Raw genomic sequence first — 18,389 nt, 5'->3', positions numbered from 1 at the left:
ATCAATGATCTCCTGTCCCTCTGGATCGGAGGCCCATAGGCACGATCTCAAAGGAGAACGCGTCTATGGCCTGTCAGGGGAACGCGCCAGGCCCGGAAGGGAGCAACGACACTCTGGACTCTCGATGCTGGAGGGGTGCGGGGGTGAGAGGAAACAGGGGGTACCTGACAGGACGCCCAGACCGAACCGGGTGTGTCTGGCTTCTGATGGACATGAATTCAAAGATAGTGCAGGATCCGGTTTTCGGCCCCATTCGTGCTTCAGGAGCCATACTTGAGATAATGGATTCGGCAGATTTCCAGAGACTGCGGTACATAAAGAACCTTGGCCTCTGTTATCTTGTATTTCCCAGCGCCAACCACACAAGGTTTGAGCACTCTATGGGCACTTATCATCTTGCGGGCATGTACCTGGATCATCTTGGAATAAGATCCGATGAGGCGCTTGTAGCTGCGCTCCTCCATGACGTTGGGCATTTTCCGTTTTCGCACACGATAGAGGATTTCTATTACAGAAACAGGCATGTGGATCATCTGGAGGAGGGCATAAAGATCATAAGGGGAGATCGAGAAAGCGTAATACCATCCATACTCGAACGATACTCAATCGACGTGAAGAAGGTTGTGAGAATACTCGAGGGCAAGGAAAAGGTTCTGTCTGAGATCGTCAGTGGGCCGATAGACGCAGATGAACTGGACTATCTCCGGCGGGACTCATTCTACTGCGGAGTATCCATAGGCTTCGTGAATCCAGCCAGGGTGATCAGCGTATCCGGTCTATATGATGGCAGGATAGTGGTTGAGGAGAAGGGCCTCTCCGATATAGAGAGCCTCCTCATCTCCAGATTTCTCATGTATCAGGCCGTGTACTTCCACAAGACATGCAGGATAGCCAACAGGATGCTTGAAATGGCTGCCATGCGATCGGAAGCATACGATACCTATGGGCTTAACGATCAGGAATTAACGCATCAGCTGCTCTCCGATCCGAGATCGAGGGGCATCATGGAGAACATACTCAACCGGAGGTTGATGAAGGTTCTGTACAAGGTCAAATACGAAGAGGGGCTAGCTGCGGATATTGAAAGATCGGTATCAGACAGGTTCATAGTTGACGTCATTCCACCGCTTTCATTTAAGGGAAAGGACAGGCTGAAGACCCAGGTTGGTGTGCTCATGGATGACAGGATATCGACGGGAGAAGAATCATCTCCGCTGGTAAACGCGCTCAATTCTGCAATCGAAAGGCGATACCTCTACATCTATGGGTATCGGGATGACCAAGAGGATTTAAATCGGGATCTCGCGGGCATCTGATCAAAAATCAGGATACGGGAGCGATGACCTTAAAATTTCAATTTTTATGAAATGGAATCATTAAAATCCGAAGTCCGGATATACAACCATGGACATAGAGGAAGGATTTCTGGATATCAATGGAACAAGGGTATTCCACAGGAGGAAGATCGTTGAAGGAAATAAAAAGAGCATAGCTCTCTTTCATGGATATTCCTTCACATCGATGGATTGGGATAAGGCCGATCTGTTCAACAACTATTCTAAGATAGGCTACAATGTTTACGCTCCGGATTATCCTGGATTCGGCAGATCATCGAATTCGGACAGGTATGGAATTGCTAGGGGCGATCTGAGGCATGCGGCGCAGTTCATACATGACTATCTGAAGGCCAACGGTATCGATCAATCGGTTATCCTGGGAGCCTCGATGGGCGGCGGCATGGTTCTGATGACGGCCCTTCAATATCCCGAGATGGTTCAGGGTGTGATAGCCGTTGCGCCGGCGTGGGTCGAGTCTATGAAGGGGGATCTCGGCAAGATAAGGCAGAAGACGCTTCTGGTATGGGGTTCCAAAGATCACGTTGTTCCGATCGCACTATCAAAGGAATATGCGTCCATCATACCCGCATCAAGGCTGGAAATTGTTGATGGATCGGGACATCCAGTTTACATAGAAAAACCGGCTGAGTTCGTGAAGATAACGGTAGATTTCCTAAAGAACCTGTGATCCTTAGACGAACTCGTAGTCCAATATTTCCTCAACATTATTTCTTATTGCCCTTGATATGAAGCAGTATTTCTCGGCTAGCTGCATAGCTCTTGGTATCTTCTCCTTGTCTTCGTCATCAACGCTCATCTTCACATGTATTCTGATCCGGTGGAATTTGAAGCCCTTCTCTGGAGACGGGCCAAGCTCTGCGGTCACATGGCTGTTCCAGGACTTCAGGTTTATGCCCATCCTGTCCTTGAATTCAAGGAATGTAGTCAGCAGGCATGAGGCAAGAACGCTTGGAAAGAGCGTTTCTGGATACAGCTGGCCTTCAGGGCCCCCAAATTCCGGAGGAGAATCTACCTCTATCTTTCTACCTCCCGTTGATATCTCTGTGCGTCTGTCATCTATCCATGCGACATCGCTTTCGTAGATGTGCATCTCATCCGCCATGGCTTATCACGCTCTCTTCGCTGAGGATATGAGAAGGTCTAATATCTCCTTTCTTCCGAAGGTTTCTGCAGCTTTCCAGACGTTCTGGCCACCATGGTTCTTAGCACTGAGGTCGCAGCCAGCCTCAATCAGCATCTTCAGGCATTCTGTCCTTCCGTACTTAGCAGCTAGGATTGCCGGAGTATCTCCCTCTGCATTCTTGGCGTTTATGTCAGAACCTGAAGATATCAAAAGCCTGGCCATATCCGTGTATCCAAAGATTATTGCCCAGAATAGCGGCGTGTTGCCAGAACAGTCCTGAACGTCAATGCTGCATTTCAGATCTATCAGCTTCTTTGCCGCGTCGATGTGGTTGTTGCGCACGGCCCACATAATTGCCGTGGCTCCCTCTACATCCCTGCTGTCCAAGTTATCATATTTCATGGCGAAGAATTCGACCAAATCGGATCGCCCGTACATGGCCGCAACCATCAGCGCGTTTCTTCCGTACTGATCCCTGTAACTCCAGATCTCGTCAGCTGCTGCTTCAATGCTGGTTCTGTCCCCGCTCTTTATCGTCTGGAAAAATTGTGATTCATCCATCTTGATGAATGATCGTTAACGGCAATAAATCTTTGCCTTTCATCTTTCATTGGAATGGAAAACAATTAAAGGTTATATTCGCTTTCCTCAACGTGAAGAGGGGCTATCTGGTTATAGCGCTGTTCGTTATGTCCATGAACTCCCTTTATCAGTACTCATGGAACGTTTTTGAACCGATGATAGCTTCCGGCCTTCATACGACCGCCGTATATGTGGAAATTGCGTTTACGCTTTTCACTGTTTTCTCAACCACGTTTCAGGGGCTTGGCGGATATTTCGCAGATAGGGACGGCCCGGCAAGGATCGGTGTGATTTCTGCTCTTCTATCCGCCTTCGGATTTATCGGTGGATCGTTCTCAAACTCCATATACGAATTCTATGCTGTATGGTCTATCGGCAGCATTGGTGAGGGGATACTTTATGGGATTGCCACCAATCTGGCGGTGAAATGGTACAGCGACATCAGGGGCCTAGCTGTGGGCATCGTTTCTCTTGGATTCGGTTTGGGTTCCAGCATTGCAAACGTGTTCCTTGTTCATGCCCCTAATTTCAGACTGCCCATGATGATCATCGGCCTGATTGAGCTTGTGCTGATGCCACTGATGCTCTATTTTGCCAGATACCCAAAGGTTAACCTTTCCGGCGAAAGGCCGAGGCGAAACCTTGCAAGTCCGGCGTTCTGGATACTTTACATTTCTTTCGTTTTCGGCTCCATACCTCTCCTGGTCATATCTTCGTCATTCGGATATATTGGTAGTCATCTTCCACTCTATGAATTTTCGATCCTCGTGTCCCTGTTCCCGCTCCTCAGCGGAATAAGCAGGCCAATACTTGGCTGGATATCGGACAGGATCGGCAGGTCGGCGGCGGTCATGCTTATAGACGCATTCATAATCGCTGGATCCGCATTTCTCTCATTGAGGCAGTATGTACTTGCGATTGTGCTGATAGGATTCTTCGGCGGTTCCATGATATCTCTCTATTTCGCATATATAGGAGATGTATTTGGTACCAGGTTTTCAACGGCGAACAACGGCGTGTTTTACACGGGAAAATCCATATCAGGTTTTATTGGCAGCACGGTATTTGCACTGATGTTTTCATATGACGTGACCATTTCGTACATTTTTGTCCTGATCTCTGCCATTGCCGGACTTTCGTTTCTAATTGCTTCACGCGGAGCCGTCAGGAAAAGCAGTGCAATGCAATAGAAACCGTTTATGTAAAAAAAGTTTAAAATACGCATAGCCCATATTCAAACATGACCATACCTGTTAGCCCCACGCTGGTCTTCATACCCATACCTGAGCTCATAATCCTTTATTCCATATCATTCCCGGTAGCGATCTTCGACATATACATGTGGTACATCTCCTATTCTAGAAAGGGGATAAACTACAGAGTCATGTGGTCCTATCTGAAGGCAAACTTCCCGAGAATGGTGAAGCAGTTCTTCAGCTATGCGATCTTCCAGAGGAAAGTGGTCAGAAACAGGTATGCTGGGATAATGCACCTCTTCATATTTTACGGCTTCGTGATCCTTTTTATTGCGACAGCGCTCATCGCCCTCTCGCACGATATACTGAAGCCGATCATAGGCGTGGGGATACTCTACGGCACGTTTTACCTCATATTTGAGGTGTTCACGCAGATCGGCGGTATAATACTCATAGTTGGCCTGCTTATGGCCATTGTAAGGAGAATAACGAATTTCGTCCCAATGCATACCACTTCCGAGGACTACATACTGCTTTCCGGCATACTGATCCTTGCCCTGGAGGGCTTCTTCCTCGGTGCCCTGAAGATAGCACTGTTCAGGGAGTCTTTCGACGTTTACAGATTTGTGGAGTGGTATCTAAGCTACATATTCAGATACGGCAGATTCAGTCCGTCAGGTATAGCGTTATACAGGGATCTATGGATGGTTCATGTTCTCACGGCTTTTCTTGTTGCGCTGTATCTGCCATACTCAAAGCTGTTCCACTCGCTCCTATCGCCAACCCATGCATCCAAAACGATCGTTCGCGGCAACTCATACATAGGAACGCCGTTCATACTATCCGAGGTTATGGCCTCTGGCAATTATGAGGTCAAGGTTGGATCCAAGAACGTGAAGGAGCTCTCGCTTGAATATGTTACTGCCGCCATGGCCTGTACCGACTGCGGCAGATGCGAGAGGGCATGCCCAGCCTATGCCTCAGGTACTGGCCTTGATCCAAGGGCTGTGGTTCAGAACCTGAAGAAGACTGTGGGAACGGACACCGAGATGGTTCCCGTTATACTCACCGAAAATGCTGCCTGGTCCTGCACAACATGCATGGCATGCGTTGAGGAATGCCCTGTCCTCATAAGGCCATACAATTTTGTGACAGAGACGAGGAGGAACCTTGTTATGGAGAACAAGGTATCCAAGGAGACTACTGCATATCTCACGAACCTCTACAACACAGGAAATCCGCTGGGAAGCTCGCCCATGGACAGGGACGACCTACTCCAGTACGCTGATAAGTATTCTGCTGACTGTGACGTACTGTACTGGGTGGGATGCATGGGCGCCTATGATCCCAAAGCCAAGGAGACGGCCATAGCAGTTATGGAACTCATGAAAAAGGCCGGCGTCAGGTTCGGAATACTTGGTTCAGAGGAGAAATGCACGGGCGAAACAGCTAGAAGGATAGGCGAGGAGGGTCTCTTCCAGACACTTGCCACGTCGAACATTGAGACGTTCAACAGATATGGAGTGAAAAAGATCGTGACGTCGTGTCCACACTGCTATAATACATTCAAGAATGAATATCCTGAATTTGGCCTCAAGGCTGAGGTCATTCACCATTCTGAATTTCTTGCACAGCTGATAAGGGATGGAAAGCTGAAGGTAAAGAACTCCGAAACCATAACGACCTATCATGATCCTTGCTATCTTGGGCGCGGTAACGGTGTGTACGATGATCCGAGGTTCATAGTCTCTTCGTCATCTAACCTAGTGGAGATGGAGAAATCTAGAAACTCCAGCTTCTGCTGCGGCGCCGGGGGCGGAAACTACTGGTACAGGGTGGAAAGCGAGAAGGCCATAAGCCACATAAGGATGGAACAGGCGCTTGAAACCAAGGCATCGAACATAGCTGTGGCGTGTCCTTTCTGCAATGCTATGCTTTCAGATGCCGCAAGAACCATGAACGTTGAGGACAGGGTTCAGGTCAAGGACATTGCAATAATTATACGTGAAAACCTCATAGAGGATGCATCCGAAAAGTCAAAACCATAAGCTATCCGCTGCGCCGTATTCTCAATTTTTCAAATATCATATATAAAATATATTTTTCTTGATGCTTAAAATTGCACAGAAGGCAGAAGAGATCAGATCAGACCAACTTTCTGCAGTTCCTTCTTAACCTTTATGACCGCCTGTTCTATCTCGCTTTCCTCCTTGGCCCCTGTGCATACGACCTTTCCCGAACCGAAGAGCAGCAGTACAACTCTCGGTTCCTCAACTCTGTAAACAAGCCCAGGGAACTGTTCAGGTTCGTATTCTACGTTTTCAAGGCCGAGGGACATTGCTATATCGGTGAGGTTCAGTTCAGATTCCAGATCATACACGGCCACTATGTTCTGAACTATTATCTCAGGATCGTCATAAACTTCTATGTCTGCAGCCTTCAGCTTATCTATAATTATCCTTATAGTCCTCTTTACGTCCTCAATGTTCTTTGCACCGGTGCAGTTGACCTTTCCGCTTCTGAATATTAGAACAGCGGTCTTTGGTTCCTGAAGCCTGTAAATCAGCCCAGGGAACTGTTCAGGTTCGTATTCTGATCCATCCAGCGCAAGCGCGATCCTGCTCAGATCCAGATGCTCTGCAAGTGATGTCGATGCCACTATATTTTCTATGGTGATCTTCTCTCTCTCACTCATGAGTTATCAGATGGTTTATATTTAAATAGTATTTAAAGGTATGAGGAAAAGAAGATCAAATTCAATAGTCTATGTTGAGTGCCTGTTTTGCCTCGTCGCTCATCATCTTTGGATTCCATGGAGGATCCCAGACGAGCTCTATATCGCAGGCCTCGACTCCAGGCAGCTCCTCAACCACGCGCTGCGCCTCGCTCAGTATCCATGGGGTAACGGGGCATGTTGGCGCGGTCATCGTCATCTTCACATACACGCGGTTTCCATTTATCTGTATATCGTAGACAAGCCCCAGGTTTACAACGTCATAGCCTATCTCAGGATCTGCAACATTCTTGAGTGCTTCGAGAACATCATCTTTGGTCACCATTCATAACACCTCACAACTTCACCTCTATCACACACTTACTAGAGCCGCTGCTTATCTTCTCAGTTATTTCGAAGTCGGCATTCAGAGACTGCACTATGAGATCCTTTCCGAGTGAATTGCATATGATCCTGTTGTTAGTCTTCGCCAGATCGTAGAATATGCAGTTATGCCTTGATATAATAACCCTGTCACTGTATATGTCGAGCGTTGCGTTGTATCCAAGTATGTTGAGCATCGATACGTATTCCTGGATCTTCTTTATCTTCTCCTCTCTTGGCTTGTCATGCAGGTCTTCGGCAAGCCAACCTGTATCGGAGATCATTCTAGACGCAATTCTCTCGAGTATCTCGTTCATTCTCTGCGTACCGACAACTCTTTCCGTTTCGTCCAGCAGCAGCTTTGCAAAGTCTATGTATTTTTTAGGGAACAGCGATATGCCCTTCTCTGTAAGTTTATAATACTTCTTTGGCCTTCCTGCACCACCGCTCTGAAAATAGGATGTCACATAACCGCGCATTTCCAGGTATTCCAGATGCTCTTTAACAGCGGTTTTATTGATCTTGAGAAGGTTTGAAAGATCATCAATGCTCCTGTCCTGGACGTTCAAGCTCTCCAGTATAGTGGTCTTCGTTGTGCCCAGGATGTCCTCATATATCATAGATAAGTAATGCGTAATGATTATTTAAATTTAGTCAATTTAGACACAAAAAAGTGTTTAAATAGTATCAAGTTATAATCCTATGATAGCTTATGATACTAGAGATCAAAAACCTTTCAGCATCAGTTGAAGATAAGCCCATTCTGAAGAACGTCAATCTGAGGATAGGCGGCGGTGAAATACACGCACTTATGGGCCCAAACGGTGCGGGCAAAAGCACCCTGGGCAACGTGCTCATAGGTCATCCGGATTACAAGATCACCGGTGGCCAGATAATACTTGACGGAAAAGATATAACGTATGCCACTCCGGAGGAGAGAGCTAGGGCTGGCCTGTTTCTTGCGTTCCAGAGTCCGGTTGCCGTTGAAGGCGTCAGGATATCCACCTTTCTGAGGATAGCCTACAGCCATCTTCATCCAGATGAGAAGATCGTCATAGCGGACTTCAACAAGAGGATAAAGGAGGCCATGAAGACGGTGGGTCTAGACGAGAGTTTCATATCGAGATCTGTAAACGACGGTTTTTCCGGCGGAGAGCGTAAGCGCTTCGAGATACTTCAGATGCTCATCCTGAAGCCCAAGATGATAGTGCTGGATGAGATCGATTCTGGACTCGATGTTGATGCTCTCAGAATGGTTGCAGAACAGCTGAAGAAGTACTTCAGCAAGGATGTGGGATATCTTATAATAACACATTATCAGAGGATACTGAAGGATATTGAGCCGCACTTTGTGCATGTGCTGGTGAACGGCACAATCGCCATGGACGGCGATAGAACGCTATCCGATAAGATAGAAGAGAATGGTTATGACTGGTTGAAGGAGGTGGCATAAATGGAGTCAACGTATGTTAATAAGGATGAGGAGATAGACAGACTTATAAATGATCTGAAATCGAACGGCGCCCTGGACTACGGTTTCCATGATAACATAAACCCTGTTTATTCTACAGGAAAGGGGCTGAGCAGGCAGGTTATTGAGGAGATATCCGAGATAAAGAAAGAGCCGGACTGGATGAGACGCATAAGGCTTCATGCTTACGAGATATTCATGTCGAAGCCTGTCCCCACATGGGGACCGGATCTGTCCGGTATAGACTGGGAGAACATGACCTACTACAGCAGTCCTGATGAGGTTAAGGCCACAAATTGGGACGAGGTGCCGAAGGAGATAAAGGATACCTTTGAGAAGCTGGGCGTGCCAGAGATGGAGAGGAAATATCTCGCTGGTTCGATTGCGCAGTACGACAGCGAAGGTATATACAACAGCCTCAAGAAGGAATGGGAGGATAAGGGCGTGGTCTTCATGGATCTGGATTCAGCGCTCAAGCGGTATCCTGATCTGGTGAAGGAGTATTTCGCAAAGGCGGTTCCTCCCAGCGATAACAAGTTTGCCGCGCTAAATGTTGCGGTGTGGAGCGGCGGTGCATTTCTATATGTCCCAAGAGGTGTGCACGTTGACATGCCGCTTCAAACCTATTTCCGGATAAACGGCGAGGCCACAGGCCAGTTTGAGCACACCATAGTAGTAGCCGACGAGGGATCAAGCGTTCATTACCTCGAGGGCTGCACAGCGCCGATCTATTCGAAGGATTCGCTGCATGCCGCGATCGTGGAGTACTACGTGATGAAGAATGCCCATGGACGATACACCAGCGTACAAAACTGGTCGAACAGTGTTTACAACATGCCAACGAAGCGTGCCTGGGTTGAGGAGAATGGAAACATGGAATGGGTTGGAGGATCGCTCGGATCCAAGGTCACGATGATATACCCGTCATCATACCTGAGGGGCAGGAATGCCACAACGTCCAACCTCAATATAGCACTGGCCGGCCCAGGGACTGTAAAGGACACGGGAGCAAAGGCCATACACATGGCTCCCAACACGAGCTCAAAGATAATAGCCAAAAGTGTATCGCTTGGTGACGGCAAGTCAATCTATCGCGGGCTGGTCAGGATCAACAAGGATGCCGTCAACGCAAAGAGCCACGTGCAGTGCGATGCACTGCTGATCAATGATGAATCTGTGTCGTACACCATGCCGCACGATGAGATATATGAGCCAACGGCAAACTTCACGCATGAGGCAACGGTAGGAAAGATCGGTACAGAGGAGCTCACGTACCTGAGATCCAGGGGGCTTTCTGAGGATGAGGCGAGCTCACTGATAGTGCTCGGTTTCCTGGACGACGTGATGAAGGAGATCCCGATGGAGTTTGCTGTGGAAATGAACAGGCTTGTAAAACTTGAAATGAGCAAGATGGGTGCTGTAGGATGATCGAGCAGATAAGGGACATGATAAACGAGAGGGGATACGACCGCCTCCATGAATACAGGCAGGAGAATTTCATACAATTCATGAAGACCCCCCCTCAGATCTGGAAGGAAAGCCCTACCAGGATGAGGTACGTTGAATTTGCCGATGATTACGTCGAAAAGATGGTGCTCGGTAGGCAAGAAGAAGGCAACGGCGATTACAGAAAGGGGAGCGAAGACGTGGCTATAGTTAATGGCCATGTGTACGTATACAACGACAGGGGCATCATCGTATCATCCATGAGGGAAGCAGAGGAGAAACATGCCTCGATACTGTATGATTACGCGGGAAAGGAATATGTTTACGATCGATATGAATTTCTCATAAACGCAGGCTTCCATGACGGTCTCTTCATCTATGTTCCGAAGGGTATGTCAGTTTCAATCGATATTGAGGATTATGCCTCGTCAACTTCATCCTTCGCCGAAAAGAACATGATAGTGGCCGATGAGGGATCACATCTGAAGATCTTCCGGAGGATATCCGGCAGCGGTACGGGGAATGGATATCAGGGAGACAACACATATATCTTCCTTGGAAAGAATTCAACTATAGAGTACAATCAGGTGCAGGATAGGCCAAAGACCGTGATAGGTCTTCAGTTCATAAGGACGTTCATGGATGATTATTCATCTGCGAGGATATACCATGCCGAAAATGGATACGACAGATCCATAATAGTCACGGAATCGTATCAGTATGGAAACGGCACAAACTACCAGGTGAGAGGTGTCAGCTTCACCAGGTCGCTCCAGCAGATGGATCTGAGGGACAACACGATACAGATAGGTACGCATACGGTTGCGGACATATACATAAGAGGCATAGTTAGGGATAGGAGCCTCACGATGCAGCGCGGGAATATAGACATCAGGGAGATGGCAAGGCATGCAGAGGGCTACTACGACACGAGGATACTCCTCCTGTCAAAGGAGGCCTTTGCAAATACGAAGCCTGCGCTTCTTATCAACAACAACGATGTGAGATCGAAGCATGCGTCTGCCATAAGCAACATCGATGATCAGTCACTATTCTATCTCAGATCTAGGGGAATCGATGAGGAGACGGCAAAGAATATGATAGTGGAGGGTTTCACGGAACACGTCGTGGAGGGATCAGACGAAAGGATAAAGGAGGCAGTCGTGAGGTTTTCCGGCCTCTGAATCAATCCTTCCTCCTTGATATTTCATTTATCATTTTCCACTGTTCTTCCGTGAGGTTTTCCAGATGGTTGAACTGGCCAGCGCCTTTCAGCCATTCGCCTCCGTCTATCGTTATGACCGATCCATTCAGATATTCGGCATTATCGGATACTAGAAAGGCGGCCAGATCAGCGATCTCGTCCATCCTGCCGGCTCTTCTGAGCGGCACTCTTTCTATGATGCGGCTCTCTAGATCTGGTATTGGAAACAGATTCTTCCTTGTAGCTTCCGTGGGGAATGGCCCTGGTGCTATGGCAACATGCCTTATACCGTACTTCGCCCACTCCACGGCCAGAGATCGAACGACTGCGAGCACACCAGCCTTGGCTGCTGCTGACGGCACCACATATCCAGATCCGGTCCATGCATAGGTGGTCACTATGTCAAGAACGACTCCGCGATGTCCTGTGCTTATCCAGCGTTTGCCAAGATCTAGCGTCATGTATATGGTTCCGTGCAGCACTATGCCAAGCACGGCATCGAAGGCATGCGGCGATAGCTTTTCAGTTGGTGAGATGAAATTGCCGGCTGCATTGTTAACAAGTATATCTATGTGCCCGAAGCGATCCATGAAATGATCGATGGTCTCAGCGACTTTTGCAGGGTCACGAATATCACAGGCGTGGTAGTCTGCATCGATCCCTGCATCCCTGAATTTGGATACAGCCTCTGAGAGAACATTCTCCCTGCGGCCGCATATGGCCACAGCGGCGCCTAACTCGCCATATCTCATGCCTATATTGAAGCCGATTCCCGTGCCGCCGCCAGTTATGACGGCAACCTTTCCCTTCAATAGATCGCGCCTGAACATTGCATGAAGATGCTTAGAACCATATTAATTTTATAGAAAAATATTCGAAATAGTACGGCATCAATTTGAATTCTTTCGAATGCACCATTACGGGAAAATTAGCAATAAAGCTCCGACCTTCAGCGAATAGAGTATGTCAGTGCTTAAAGAGTTCCGTGAAAGAATCGGGAAAGTATTTCGCCCTCTCTATCAGTTCATCCATGGATATCCTCACCTGCGATGTGCTGTCCCTTTCCCTTATGGTCACAGTGCCGTCCTCCTTCGACTGATAGTCTATGGTCACGCAGTAGGGAGTGCCGATCTCATCCTGCCTTGCATATCTTCGGCCTATGTTTCCGCCGTCATCATAGAAGACAAAGGGATCCACTGATCGGATTCTATCGAAGAGACCTCTGGCGATCCTGTCCAGATCGTCCTTTTTCTGCAGTGGAAATACCGCAAGATGCACAGGGGCTATGTGCGGATCAAGTCTGAGAACCTTGTATCCGTTATCCCGTTTATAATATGAGGAGTCCATGACGGTGAGGAGTATGCGATCCACACCGTAGGAAGGCTCTATTACCTTTGGTGTCTTGCCATCGATCTGGAAATTTTCGCCGGAAAACTGCTGGTGTCTTCCAAGATCGTAAGTGCCTCTGTCTGATACGCCAACTATCTCTATCCAGTCTCCGTCCATGAGATATTCGAAGTCCCATGTCTCTGATGAATAGTGTGCCCTCTCGCCCGGATCATGTTCTCTTGCCCTTATTCTGTCCTGCTTGAACCCAAGCTTCAAAAGTATATCGTAGGTCTTGTTGAGAAAGTAGGCCATCACTCTGTTTCCTATTATGCCGGATTTGAAGGCTTCTGAAACTTTCACCTTCTGTAATTCCCCGGTATTCCTCAGCAGGCTCAGATCCGCATGTGATTCTGGAACTGGGAAATCATCTCCATCAAGATAGAAGACCTCCACCTCAGCCTGAGAAAACTCTCTCATCCTTATTAATGCCTGTCTCGGAGATATCTCATTTCTGAAACCCTTACCCACCTGGCACACTATTATGGGCATTGCGTTTCTGGCATAATTGTAAAGATTCTTGAAGTTGATGAATATGCCCTGTGCTGTTTCCGGTCTCAGATAAAGGTCATTGGTGCCTATACGGAACATGAGATTGAAATCGTATGGGTTTCTTAGCTTCTCTCCGCATTTGGGGCATTTCACATCATATTTTTCTAAAATGGCCACAGCTTCATCAACGGTCTTCACGATCTCTGTTATGCCCAGGCTTTTCAGAAGGCTTTCCAGCTTGTATGGTGTGCCGCATTTACTGCATTTCACCGCAATGTCAGAGAATTTCTCCAGATGGCCAGACGCCCTGAACACGTCTGCAGGTGATATCACCGGAGTATCCAGGAATATAGCCCCTTCCTTGGCGTATTCCCTCTTCCATATGTTTATTATATTGTCCTTGAGAAGCGTACCCAGCGGGCCATAGTCATAGAACCCAGAAGATCCACCGTATATCATAAAAGACGGCCAGAAGAACCCTCTCCTCTTTGCTAGTTCAACAACATCATCGAAGCTCATTGGAACACACCAAGCATTTCAATATCATACAGCATGCCATATATACCGTGAGAATCGTCCAACACCGGAAGCTGGTTGTAGTTATACTTTATCATGAGATCGGCTGCAGTGGATAGCTTATCGTTTGCATATACTACCGTTGGATTCTTGACCATTATCTCCTCTGCCGATATTTTAGGTAGTTTTATATCCGCGCGCTCCACAACGTACTTGAATACATTGCGCAAGCCTGTCCATGACCAGGGATCCTCATCGTCTGCTATGCCCATCTCGCTAAGTATGGAGTCAAATTTCAGATCTATCCTGTCGAATATATCTCTGTCCACAAGAAGGCCAACAAAAGATCCATCGTCATTTATCACTGGGAAAGAGAATATTCCTGAAACGTTCATCACGGTGAGTATGGCTGGAAGCGGTGTCTTATACCAGATAGGCACGCTGGTTTCCTTCATGACCTCCTTCACCTTCACGTTTCCATAATTTTCCCTTATTGTCTTCATGAAGTTCTGTGGTGTCAGTATGCCCTTGACATGGTTCTCTCTATCAATGACGGTCAGATGCCTCTTCTTCTGTGCTAGCATCTCCAGAGCGGCAATTCTGACCTCGTCATCCTCATACACCGCCTTCGATCTCCTCATGACCATGGCAGTCTGTGTTTCCCTTGGGTTTGCAAATATATCTCTCCTGCTAACAAAGCCAACGTAATAGCCATTCTGATCCGTTATAGGCACACCGGTGACATTGTATTTGATCAGCACCTTTATTACTTCATTTATAGAACTTGGAACGTGATATGTTATGGGGTCGGGTGTCATTATATCGGCTACTTTCATGATGCCGGTGCATTGTTAATTTGGATAAAATTGTTTTCATAGGAACAACCAGCAGATCTTCATGTGAGCCAATCATCAGCAGAATCATTGTATCTTCTCGTTCAGCAATGAATAGTGTTCATAAGCCATGCGATCTCAGCTTTCCATTTATTGGAAATCTGCCGAGATCCATTTTGGGAGGTATCGTACTTAGATTATGTTTTACGCGGATCCGCATTCCAAACGCTTCAAATCTATGAAACAATATTACTATCCGGCTATAAAGAAACATCACATCGGAAAATAAAAATCAGTTCAATGTACGTTTTCCAGCATAATTCTATGAATCCCGCTGCTGAAGTGCGAAGACCTTGTCACATTTTTCAGAATACAAAACTTATTTCAGCTTCGAATCGTATTATCATAGTTATGATTTAACATCACAATAAAGAAATTTATTCCCATTTGCGATATACTATTATGGAAGAATATGACGTCATAACAATCGGAGCCGGAGGTGCTGCATATCCAGCTGCGTTCAGATTGAAAAAATCAGGATACAGCGTTCTCATGATAGACAAGAAGGGTGTGATGTCAGGAAACTGCCTGGCTGAGGGCTGCGTCCCATCAAAGGCCGTGATAGAGACCGTCCATACAATAACGAAGATGAAGCATTTTGAGGATCTCTCCATAGAATACGGAAAGATCGTGGATCACAAGGATGAAGTTCAAAAGATACGTTATAAACAACATGACGAGGAACTGAAGGAAGCAGGTTTGACAATAGTGAAGGGCACTGCTAGGCTGATAGATGAAAATACGGTAGAGGTTAAAACAGATACCGGATCTACACGCTACAGAGCCAGATCTATCATTATAGCCTCTGGTTCAGACACGTTTGTACCGAAGATACCTGGTTCTGATCTCGCATGGACCAGCGCGGATCTCTATAGGTTAAATGCGAAGATCCGGAATCTGCCCAAAAGTATTGCAATAATTGGCGGTGGATACATAGGAATGGAGACGGCATCGTTCATGTCTTTGATGGGAGTGAAGGTCACCGTTATAGAGATGCTGGACAGGGTCTTCAGCAACATGGATAAATCTATGGTGGACAAGTTGCTTCCACTGTTGCCTGAGATGAACATAAAGACATCATCGCCGGTTCAATCCATAGAAAAACACGGCGACGCCTACAGGGTGAATTTTGGGCAGAAAGATGACATCAAATACGTGGACGCTGATGCAGTGTTGATGGCTGTGGGCAGGGCTCCAGTTTTCCCTGAGGGAATAGACGATCTCGGCATAGAGTACGATCGCCATGGGATAAAGGTCAACATGGCGATGCAGACAAACATAAAGAATATATATGCCACCGGAGATGTAAACGGTATAACTCCGCTCTTCCACGCGGCAAAACGTCAGTCTCTGGTTGCTGCAAACAACATAATGGCAAACAATGTTCCCATTGACTACTTCGATCCGCTCTCTGTTCCATTCACAGTGTATACGATACCGCAGATGGCATACGTTGGCATCCTCCCGTCTCAGGCTGAAAAGATGGGTATAGAATATATGGAGACGGATTACCAGATAGAGAAGGATTCCATGGCTCAGATAAACAACGAGATGTACGGAGAGATCAGAATATTCACAGATAAGAGGATGAAGATAATCGGCGGATACGTCATCGGAAACGATGCAGGAAACGTGATAAATGAAATAGCGCTTGCTGTTTCAAAGGGCCTGAGTCTGAGGGATCTGGCGGAGATGGCCCATCAGCATCCAATGACCTTCGAAGGACTGGACTCAGCTGCAAGGAAACTGTACTGATCCAGGCATGTAAGGATCAACATCAATGCGGACCAAAATATGTCATACATTTGCGATAATAACATCTTAGGCAATATCGCTGTTAAGATCATTGATAACGTCTGATGTATTTATCTGAAATCATTTCTTCTGCTCGATTTCCTCTATACGTAAGCTGTTACGGAACAGCGATCCTCCAACTAGACCTCCAACTATGGAAAAGAGGGTAAAATCTATGGCTATCCTTCCCACAAGCGGCGATACTGGTGAATTTATCTGCTGCACTGAATAGCTGACGAATGAATATATAAAGCTGTTTCCGGTTGAATTCTGGATTGCTTGCATCAAGGATGTCGGCATGGCGATCGTCAGCGTGATCATTATGAATACGGTTATGAGCGATGATATGAGGGCTGCAAGTGCTCCTCTGCCGGATCCTTTAGAGGCTATACCGGCGATCATTCCAGATATGAACCATGAAACTGGAGTAACCGTGACCATAGCTATGAGAAAGAGGATACCTGCTGCTGTTCCAGCAGCGAGACTTCCGGTTCTCGCTAGTAGGGGCATAACCATTTAACGTTTGCCATGTATTAAGCATTATGGCGATGCATTAAGAAAGAAGAACAATACGTAGAAATATATTTATAACGGTTATATGATGCTGAACAAGGTGCACAGCTACGGACGATCGTAACATTTTCTTCATAAGGTTCGGTATAGTCGTTGCTACGTTCTTTTCGCTGGCACTGTATGCCGGATCATTCACCTTCATACTGAAAGAGGGTGCCATACCGGCCTATTACCTCGGTGTATTCTTTGCGGTTGCGGTTATATTTTATCTCATATTCAACTCGCTCTCCAGAGAATATGTGGAAAAGGCTGGGGATGCCATAACCGTTCCGCTTTCAATATTGATGGTTGCTGTTGCCTTCATACTCGTTTACATCTCCCAGGCCATCCCGATACTCTCAGTTTCTGTGGTGCTCTTCGTCATATCGTTGACGATATTTTACAATTCCACGGTGAGGAACAGTGTTTCAATCAGCGCTAACCAGAGGATATTCATGGGCGGAGCCGGGCTTGGTGGTTTCATCGGTTTGATAGCGTCTGGAGTATTCCCCGGCCAGATATCAGTTCTAGATTCCTATATGGCAATAATAATGCTGGCGGTAGGTCTAGTATCGGTATTCATTTTCTTCAAGAGGCCAACCGGAAAATTCAGGACAGCAGATCTGTTCCATGTCTTCGTCAGGCCGTTCAACGCAATGGACAGGATAAACACTGTTGAGAAGAAGCTTCTGCTTCTTGCAGTTTCGCTGGACGAGATATTCGTCTGGATATCCATAGGTGCATCTTTCCCGTTTATAATATCAGCAGGCCTTAACTCACATATGTCACGTTCTTCCGTCATGATAGCCGTTGCGATTGCGATAATCATCGGCGCTCTTCTGATATATCTTTTTGAATCGTCAAACATACCGGCCATACCATTCTTCTATCCTGCGAAGGATCTTGTGCTTGTCGCAGGGCTCCTGCTCATAAGCTTCATGTCTCCACCCGCGTTTGTTGCTGGCGTCATATTCCTGTCGCTGCTTCCCACAGCATTCATCTGGTCAGGCCGCTTTCTAAGCTCGCAGTTTCCAGCTTCCTTTGATTTCAGACAGATAACTTCATTCTTCAGGAATCCGATAATGGTCATATCTCCGCTAATGGGTTCGATACTCTGGGCCGTAAGCGGAAACCTGCTTTTCCTAGTAGCCATGGGTTTCGCAATCCTCGCACTCGTCATTGGGATCATAGTTATAACCAATCCCAGGATATTCAAGGTCAGCGATACATACGAGACAGCGAATAATTGAGGTTGATGGAAAACGTATATACGCTACGG

18 protein-coding genes and 1 other RNA gene are annotated in these 18,389 nt (G+C 46.9%); 10 read left to right on the top strand and 9 right to left on the bottom strand.

All coding sequences use genetic code 11. From position 1 onward, the window contains the following. Position 1: 1 nt before the first annotated feature. From ffs to Q0C15_RS06240, 3 genes are all read left to right on the top strand, one after another. Positions 2–149, top strand: an RNA gene (gene ffs, locus Q0C15_RS06250) — signal recognition particle sRNA. Continuing rightward, entirely contained in the window at positions 144–1,316 is a 1,173-nt protein-coding gene (locus Q0C15_RS06245) for an HD domain-containing protein (protein ID WP_297217416.1), read from the top strand. Before ffs ends, Q0C15_RS06245 begins: the two co-directional genes overlap by 6 nt. A gap of 88 nt (positions 1,317–1,404) precedes the next feature. Further along, positions 1,405–2,025 carry an alpha/beta hydrolase gene (locus Q0C15_RS06240; protein WP_297217414.1) on the top strand — a complete coding sequence of 207 codons (621 nt, stop codon included), beginning with the start codon at positions 1,405–1,407 and terminating at the stop codon, positions 2,023–2,025. Between the two features lie 3 nt (positions 2,026–2,028). On the opposite strand, the gene Q0C15_RS06235 is transcribed toward Q0C15_RS06240, so the two are convergent. Together Q0C15_RS06235 and Q0C15_RS06230 are read right to left on the bottom strand one after the other, a co-directional pair. Beyond that, positions 2,029–2,460, bottom strand: coding sequence for an OsmC family protein (locus Q0C15_RS06235; RefSeq protein ID WP_297217412.1), 432 nt, complete (start codon positions 2,458–2,460; stop codon positions 2,029–2,031). A gap of 6 nt (positions 2,461–2,466) precedes the next feature. Beyond that, the gene (locus Q0C15_RS06230; RefSeq protein WP_297217410.1) at positions 2,467–3,042 is read right to left on the bottom strand and encodes an ankyrin repeat domain-containing protein; all 576 of its coding nucleotides are present in this window, start codon (positions 3,040–3,042) and stop codon (positions 2,467–2,469) included. Positions 3,043–3,134: 92 nt separating this feature from the next. Between Q0C15_RS06230 and Q0C15_RS06225 the strand changes: the two genes are divergently transcribed. Continuing rightward, positions 3,135–4,253 carry an OFA family MFS transporter gene (locus Q0C15_RS06225; RefSeq protein ID WP_297217408.1) on the top strand — a complete coding sequence of 373 codons (1,119 nt, stop codon included), beginning with the start codon at positions 3,135–3,137 and terminating at the stop codon, positions 4,251–4,253. Positions 4,254–4,303: 50 nt separating this feature from the next. Next, positions 4,304–6,307 carry a heterodisulfide reductase-related iron-sulfur binding cluster gene (locus Q0C15_RS06220; protein WP_297217406.1) on the top strand — a complete coding sequence of 668 codons (2,004 nt, stop codon included), beginning with the start codon at positions 4,304–4,306 and terminating at the stop codon, positions 6,305–6,307. A gap of 92 nt (positions 6,308–6,399) precedes the next feature. Here Q0C15_RS06220 and Q0C15_RS06215 read toward each other — a convergent pair whose 3' ends face one another. The 3 genes from Q0C15_RS06215 to Q0C15_RS06205 form a co-directional block, all read right to left on the bottom strand. Continuing rightward, a complete protein-coding gene (locus Q0C15_RS06215; RefSeq protein WP_297026455.1) occupies positions 6,400–6,954 on the bottom strand; it encodes a TATA-box-binding protein in 555 nt (184 codons plus the stop codon). A 61-nt stretch (positions 6,955–7,015) separates the two neighbouring features. Further along, the gene (locus tag Q0C15_RS06210) at positions 7,016–7,318 is read right to left on the bottom strand and encodes a metal-sulfur cluster assembly factor (protein WP_297217404.1); all 303 of its coding nucleotides are present in this window, start codon (positions 7,316–7,318) and stop codon (positions 7,016–7,018) included. 10 nt (positions 7,319–7,328) lie between these two features. Next, the gene (locus tag Q0C15_RS06205; protein ID WP_297217402.1) at positions 7,329–7,976 is read right to left on the bottom strand and encodes a metalloregulator ArsR/SmtB family transcription factor; all 648 of its coding nucleotides are present in this window, start codon (positions 7,974–7,976) and stop codon (positions 7,329–7,331) included. A gap of 92 nt (positions 7,977–8,068) precedes the next feature. On the opposite strand from Q0C15_RS06205, the gene sufC reads away from it, so the two are divergent. From sufC to sufD, 3 genes are read left to right on the top strand one after another with little or no spacing between them, the layout of a single operon-like run. Next, complete coding sequence (gene sufC, locus Q0C15_RS06200) at positions 8,069–8,809, top strand: Fe-S cluster assembly ATPase SufC (RefSeq protein ID WP_297217400.1); 741 nt, start codon at positions 8,069–8,071, stop codon at positions 8,807–8,809. Next, positions 8,810–10,255 carry a Fe-S cluster assembly protein SufB gene (gene sufB, locus Q0C15_RS06195; RefSeq protein WP_297217398.1) on the top strand — a complete coding sequence of 482 codons (1,446 nt, stop codon included), beginning with the start codon at positions 8,810–8,812 and terminating at the stop codon, positions 10,253–10,255. It abuts the gene before it with no gap. Next, entirely contained in the window at positions 10,252–11,457 is a 1,206-nt protein-coding gene (sufD, locus tag Q0C15_RS06190) for a Fe-S cluster assembly protein SufD (RefSeq protein WP_297217396.1), read from the top strand. The genes sufB and sufD overlap by 4 nt, the downstream gene beginning before the upstream one ends. A 1-nt stretch (position 11,458) precedes the next feature. Here sufD and Q0C15_RS06185 read toward each other — a convergent pair whose 3' ends face one another. The 3 genes from Q0C15_RS06185 to Q0C15_RS06175 all read right to left on the bottom strand — a co-directional run bounded on the left by Q0C15_RS06185 (position 11,459) and on the right by Q0C15_RS06175 (position 14,707). After that, positions 11,459–12,307: an SDR family oxidoreductase gene (locus Q0C15_RS06185; RefSeq protein WP_297217394.1), complete on the bottom strand. Its 849-nt coding sequence runs from the start codon at positions 12,305–12,307 to the stop codon at positions 11,459–11,461. Positions 12,308–12,443: 136 nt separating this feature from the next. Next, positions 12,444–13,874: a glycine--tRNA ligase gene (locus Q0C15_RS06180; RefSeq protein ID WP_297217392.1), complete on the bottom strand. Its 1,431-nt coding sequence runs from the start codon at positions 13,872–13,874 to the stop codon at positions 12,444–12,446. Next, on the bottom strand, positions 13,871–14,707 hold the full coding sequence (locus tag Q0C15_RS06175; protein WP_297217390.1) for a CBS domain-containing protein: 837 nt from the start codon (positions 14,705–14,707) through the stop codon (positions 13,871–13,873). Before Q0C15_RS06175 ends, Q0C15_RS06180 begins: the two co-directional genes overlap by 4 nt. A gap of 459 nt (positions 14,708–15,166) precedes the next feature. On the opposite strand from Q0C15_RS06175, the gene Q0C15_RS06170 reads away from it, so the two are divergent. Then, entirely contained in the window at positions 15,167–16,519 is a 1,353-nt protein-coding gene (locus tag Q0C15_RS06170; protein ID WP_297217388.1) for a dihydrolipoyl dehydrogenase, read from the top strand. Between the two features lie 120 nt (positions 16,520–16,639). Here the strand turns inward: Q0C15_RS06170 and Q0C15_RS06165 are convergent, their stop codons facing one another. Beyond that, positions 16,640–17,068 (bottom strand): hypothetical protein, encoded by a 429-nt coding sequence (locus Q0C15_RS06165; RefSeq protein WP_297217386.1) that lies wholly within the window; start codon positions 17,066–17,068, stop codon positions 16,640–16,642. A gap of 302 nt (positions 17,069–17,370) precedes the next feature. On the opposite strand from Q0C15_RS06165, the gene Q0C15_RS06160 reads away from it, so the two are divergent. Beyond that, complete coding sequence (locus Q0C15_RS06160; protein ID WP_297217384.1) at positions 17,371–18,360, top strand: MFS transporter permease; 990 nt, start codon at positions 17,371–17,373, stop codon at positions 18,358–18,360. The last annotated feature ends 29 nt before the right edge of the window (positions 18,361–18,389 follow it).

This window comes from Thermoplasma sp., from assembly GCF_023256435.1.
Lineage (GTDB): Archaea > Thermoplasmatota > Thermoplasmata > Thermoplasmatales > Thermoplasmataceae > Thermoplasma.
This window is presented reverse-complemented; position numbering and strand designations above follow the sequence as displayed.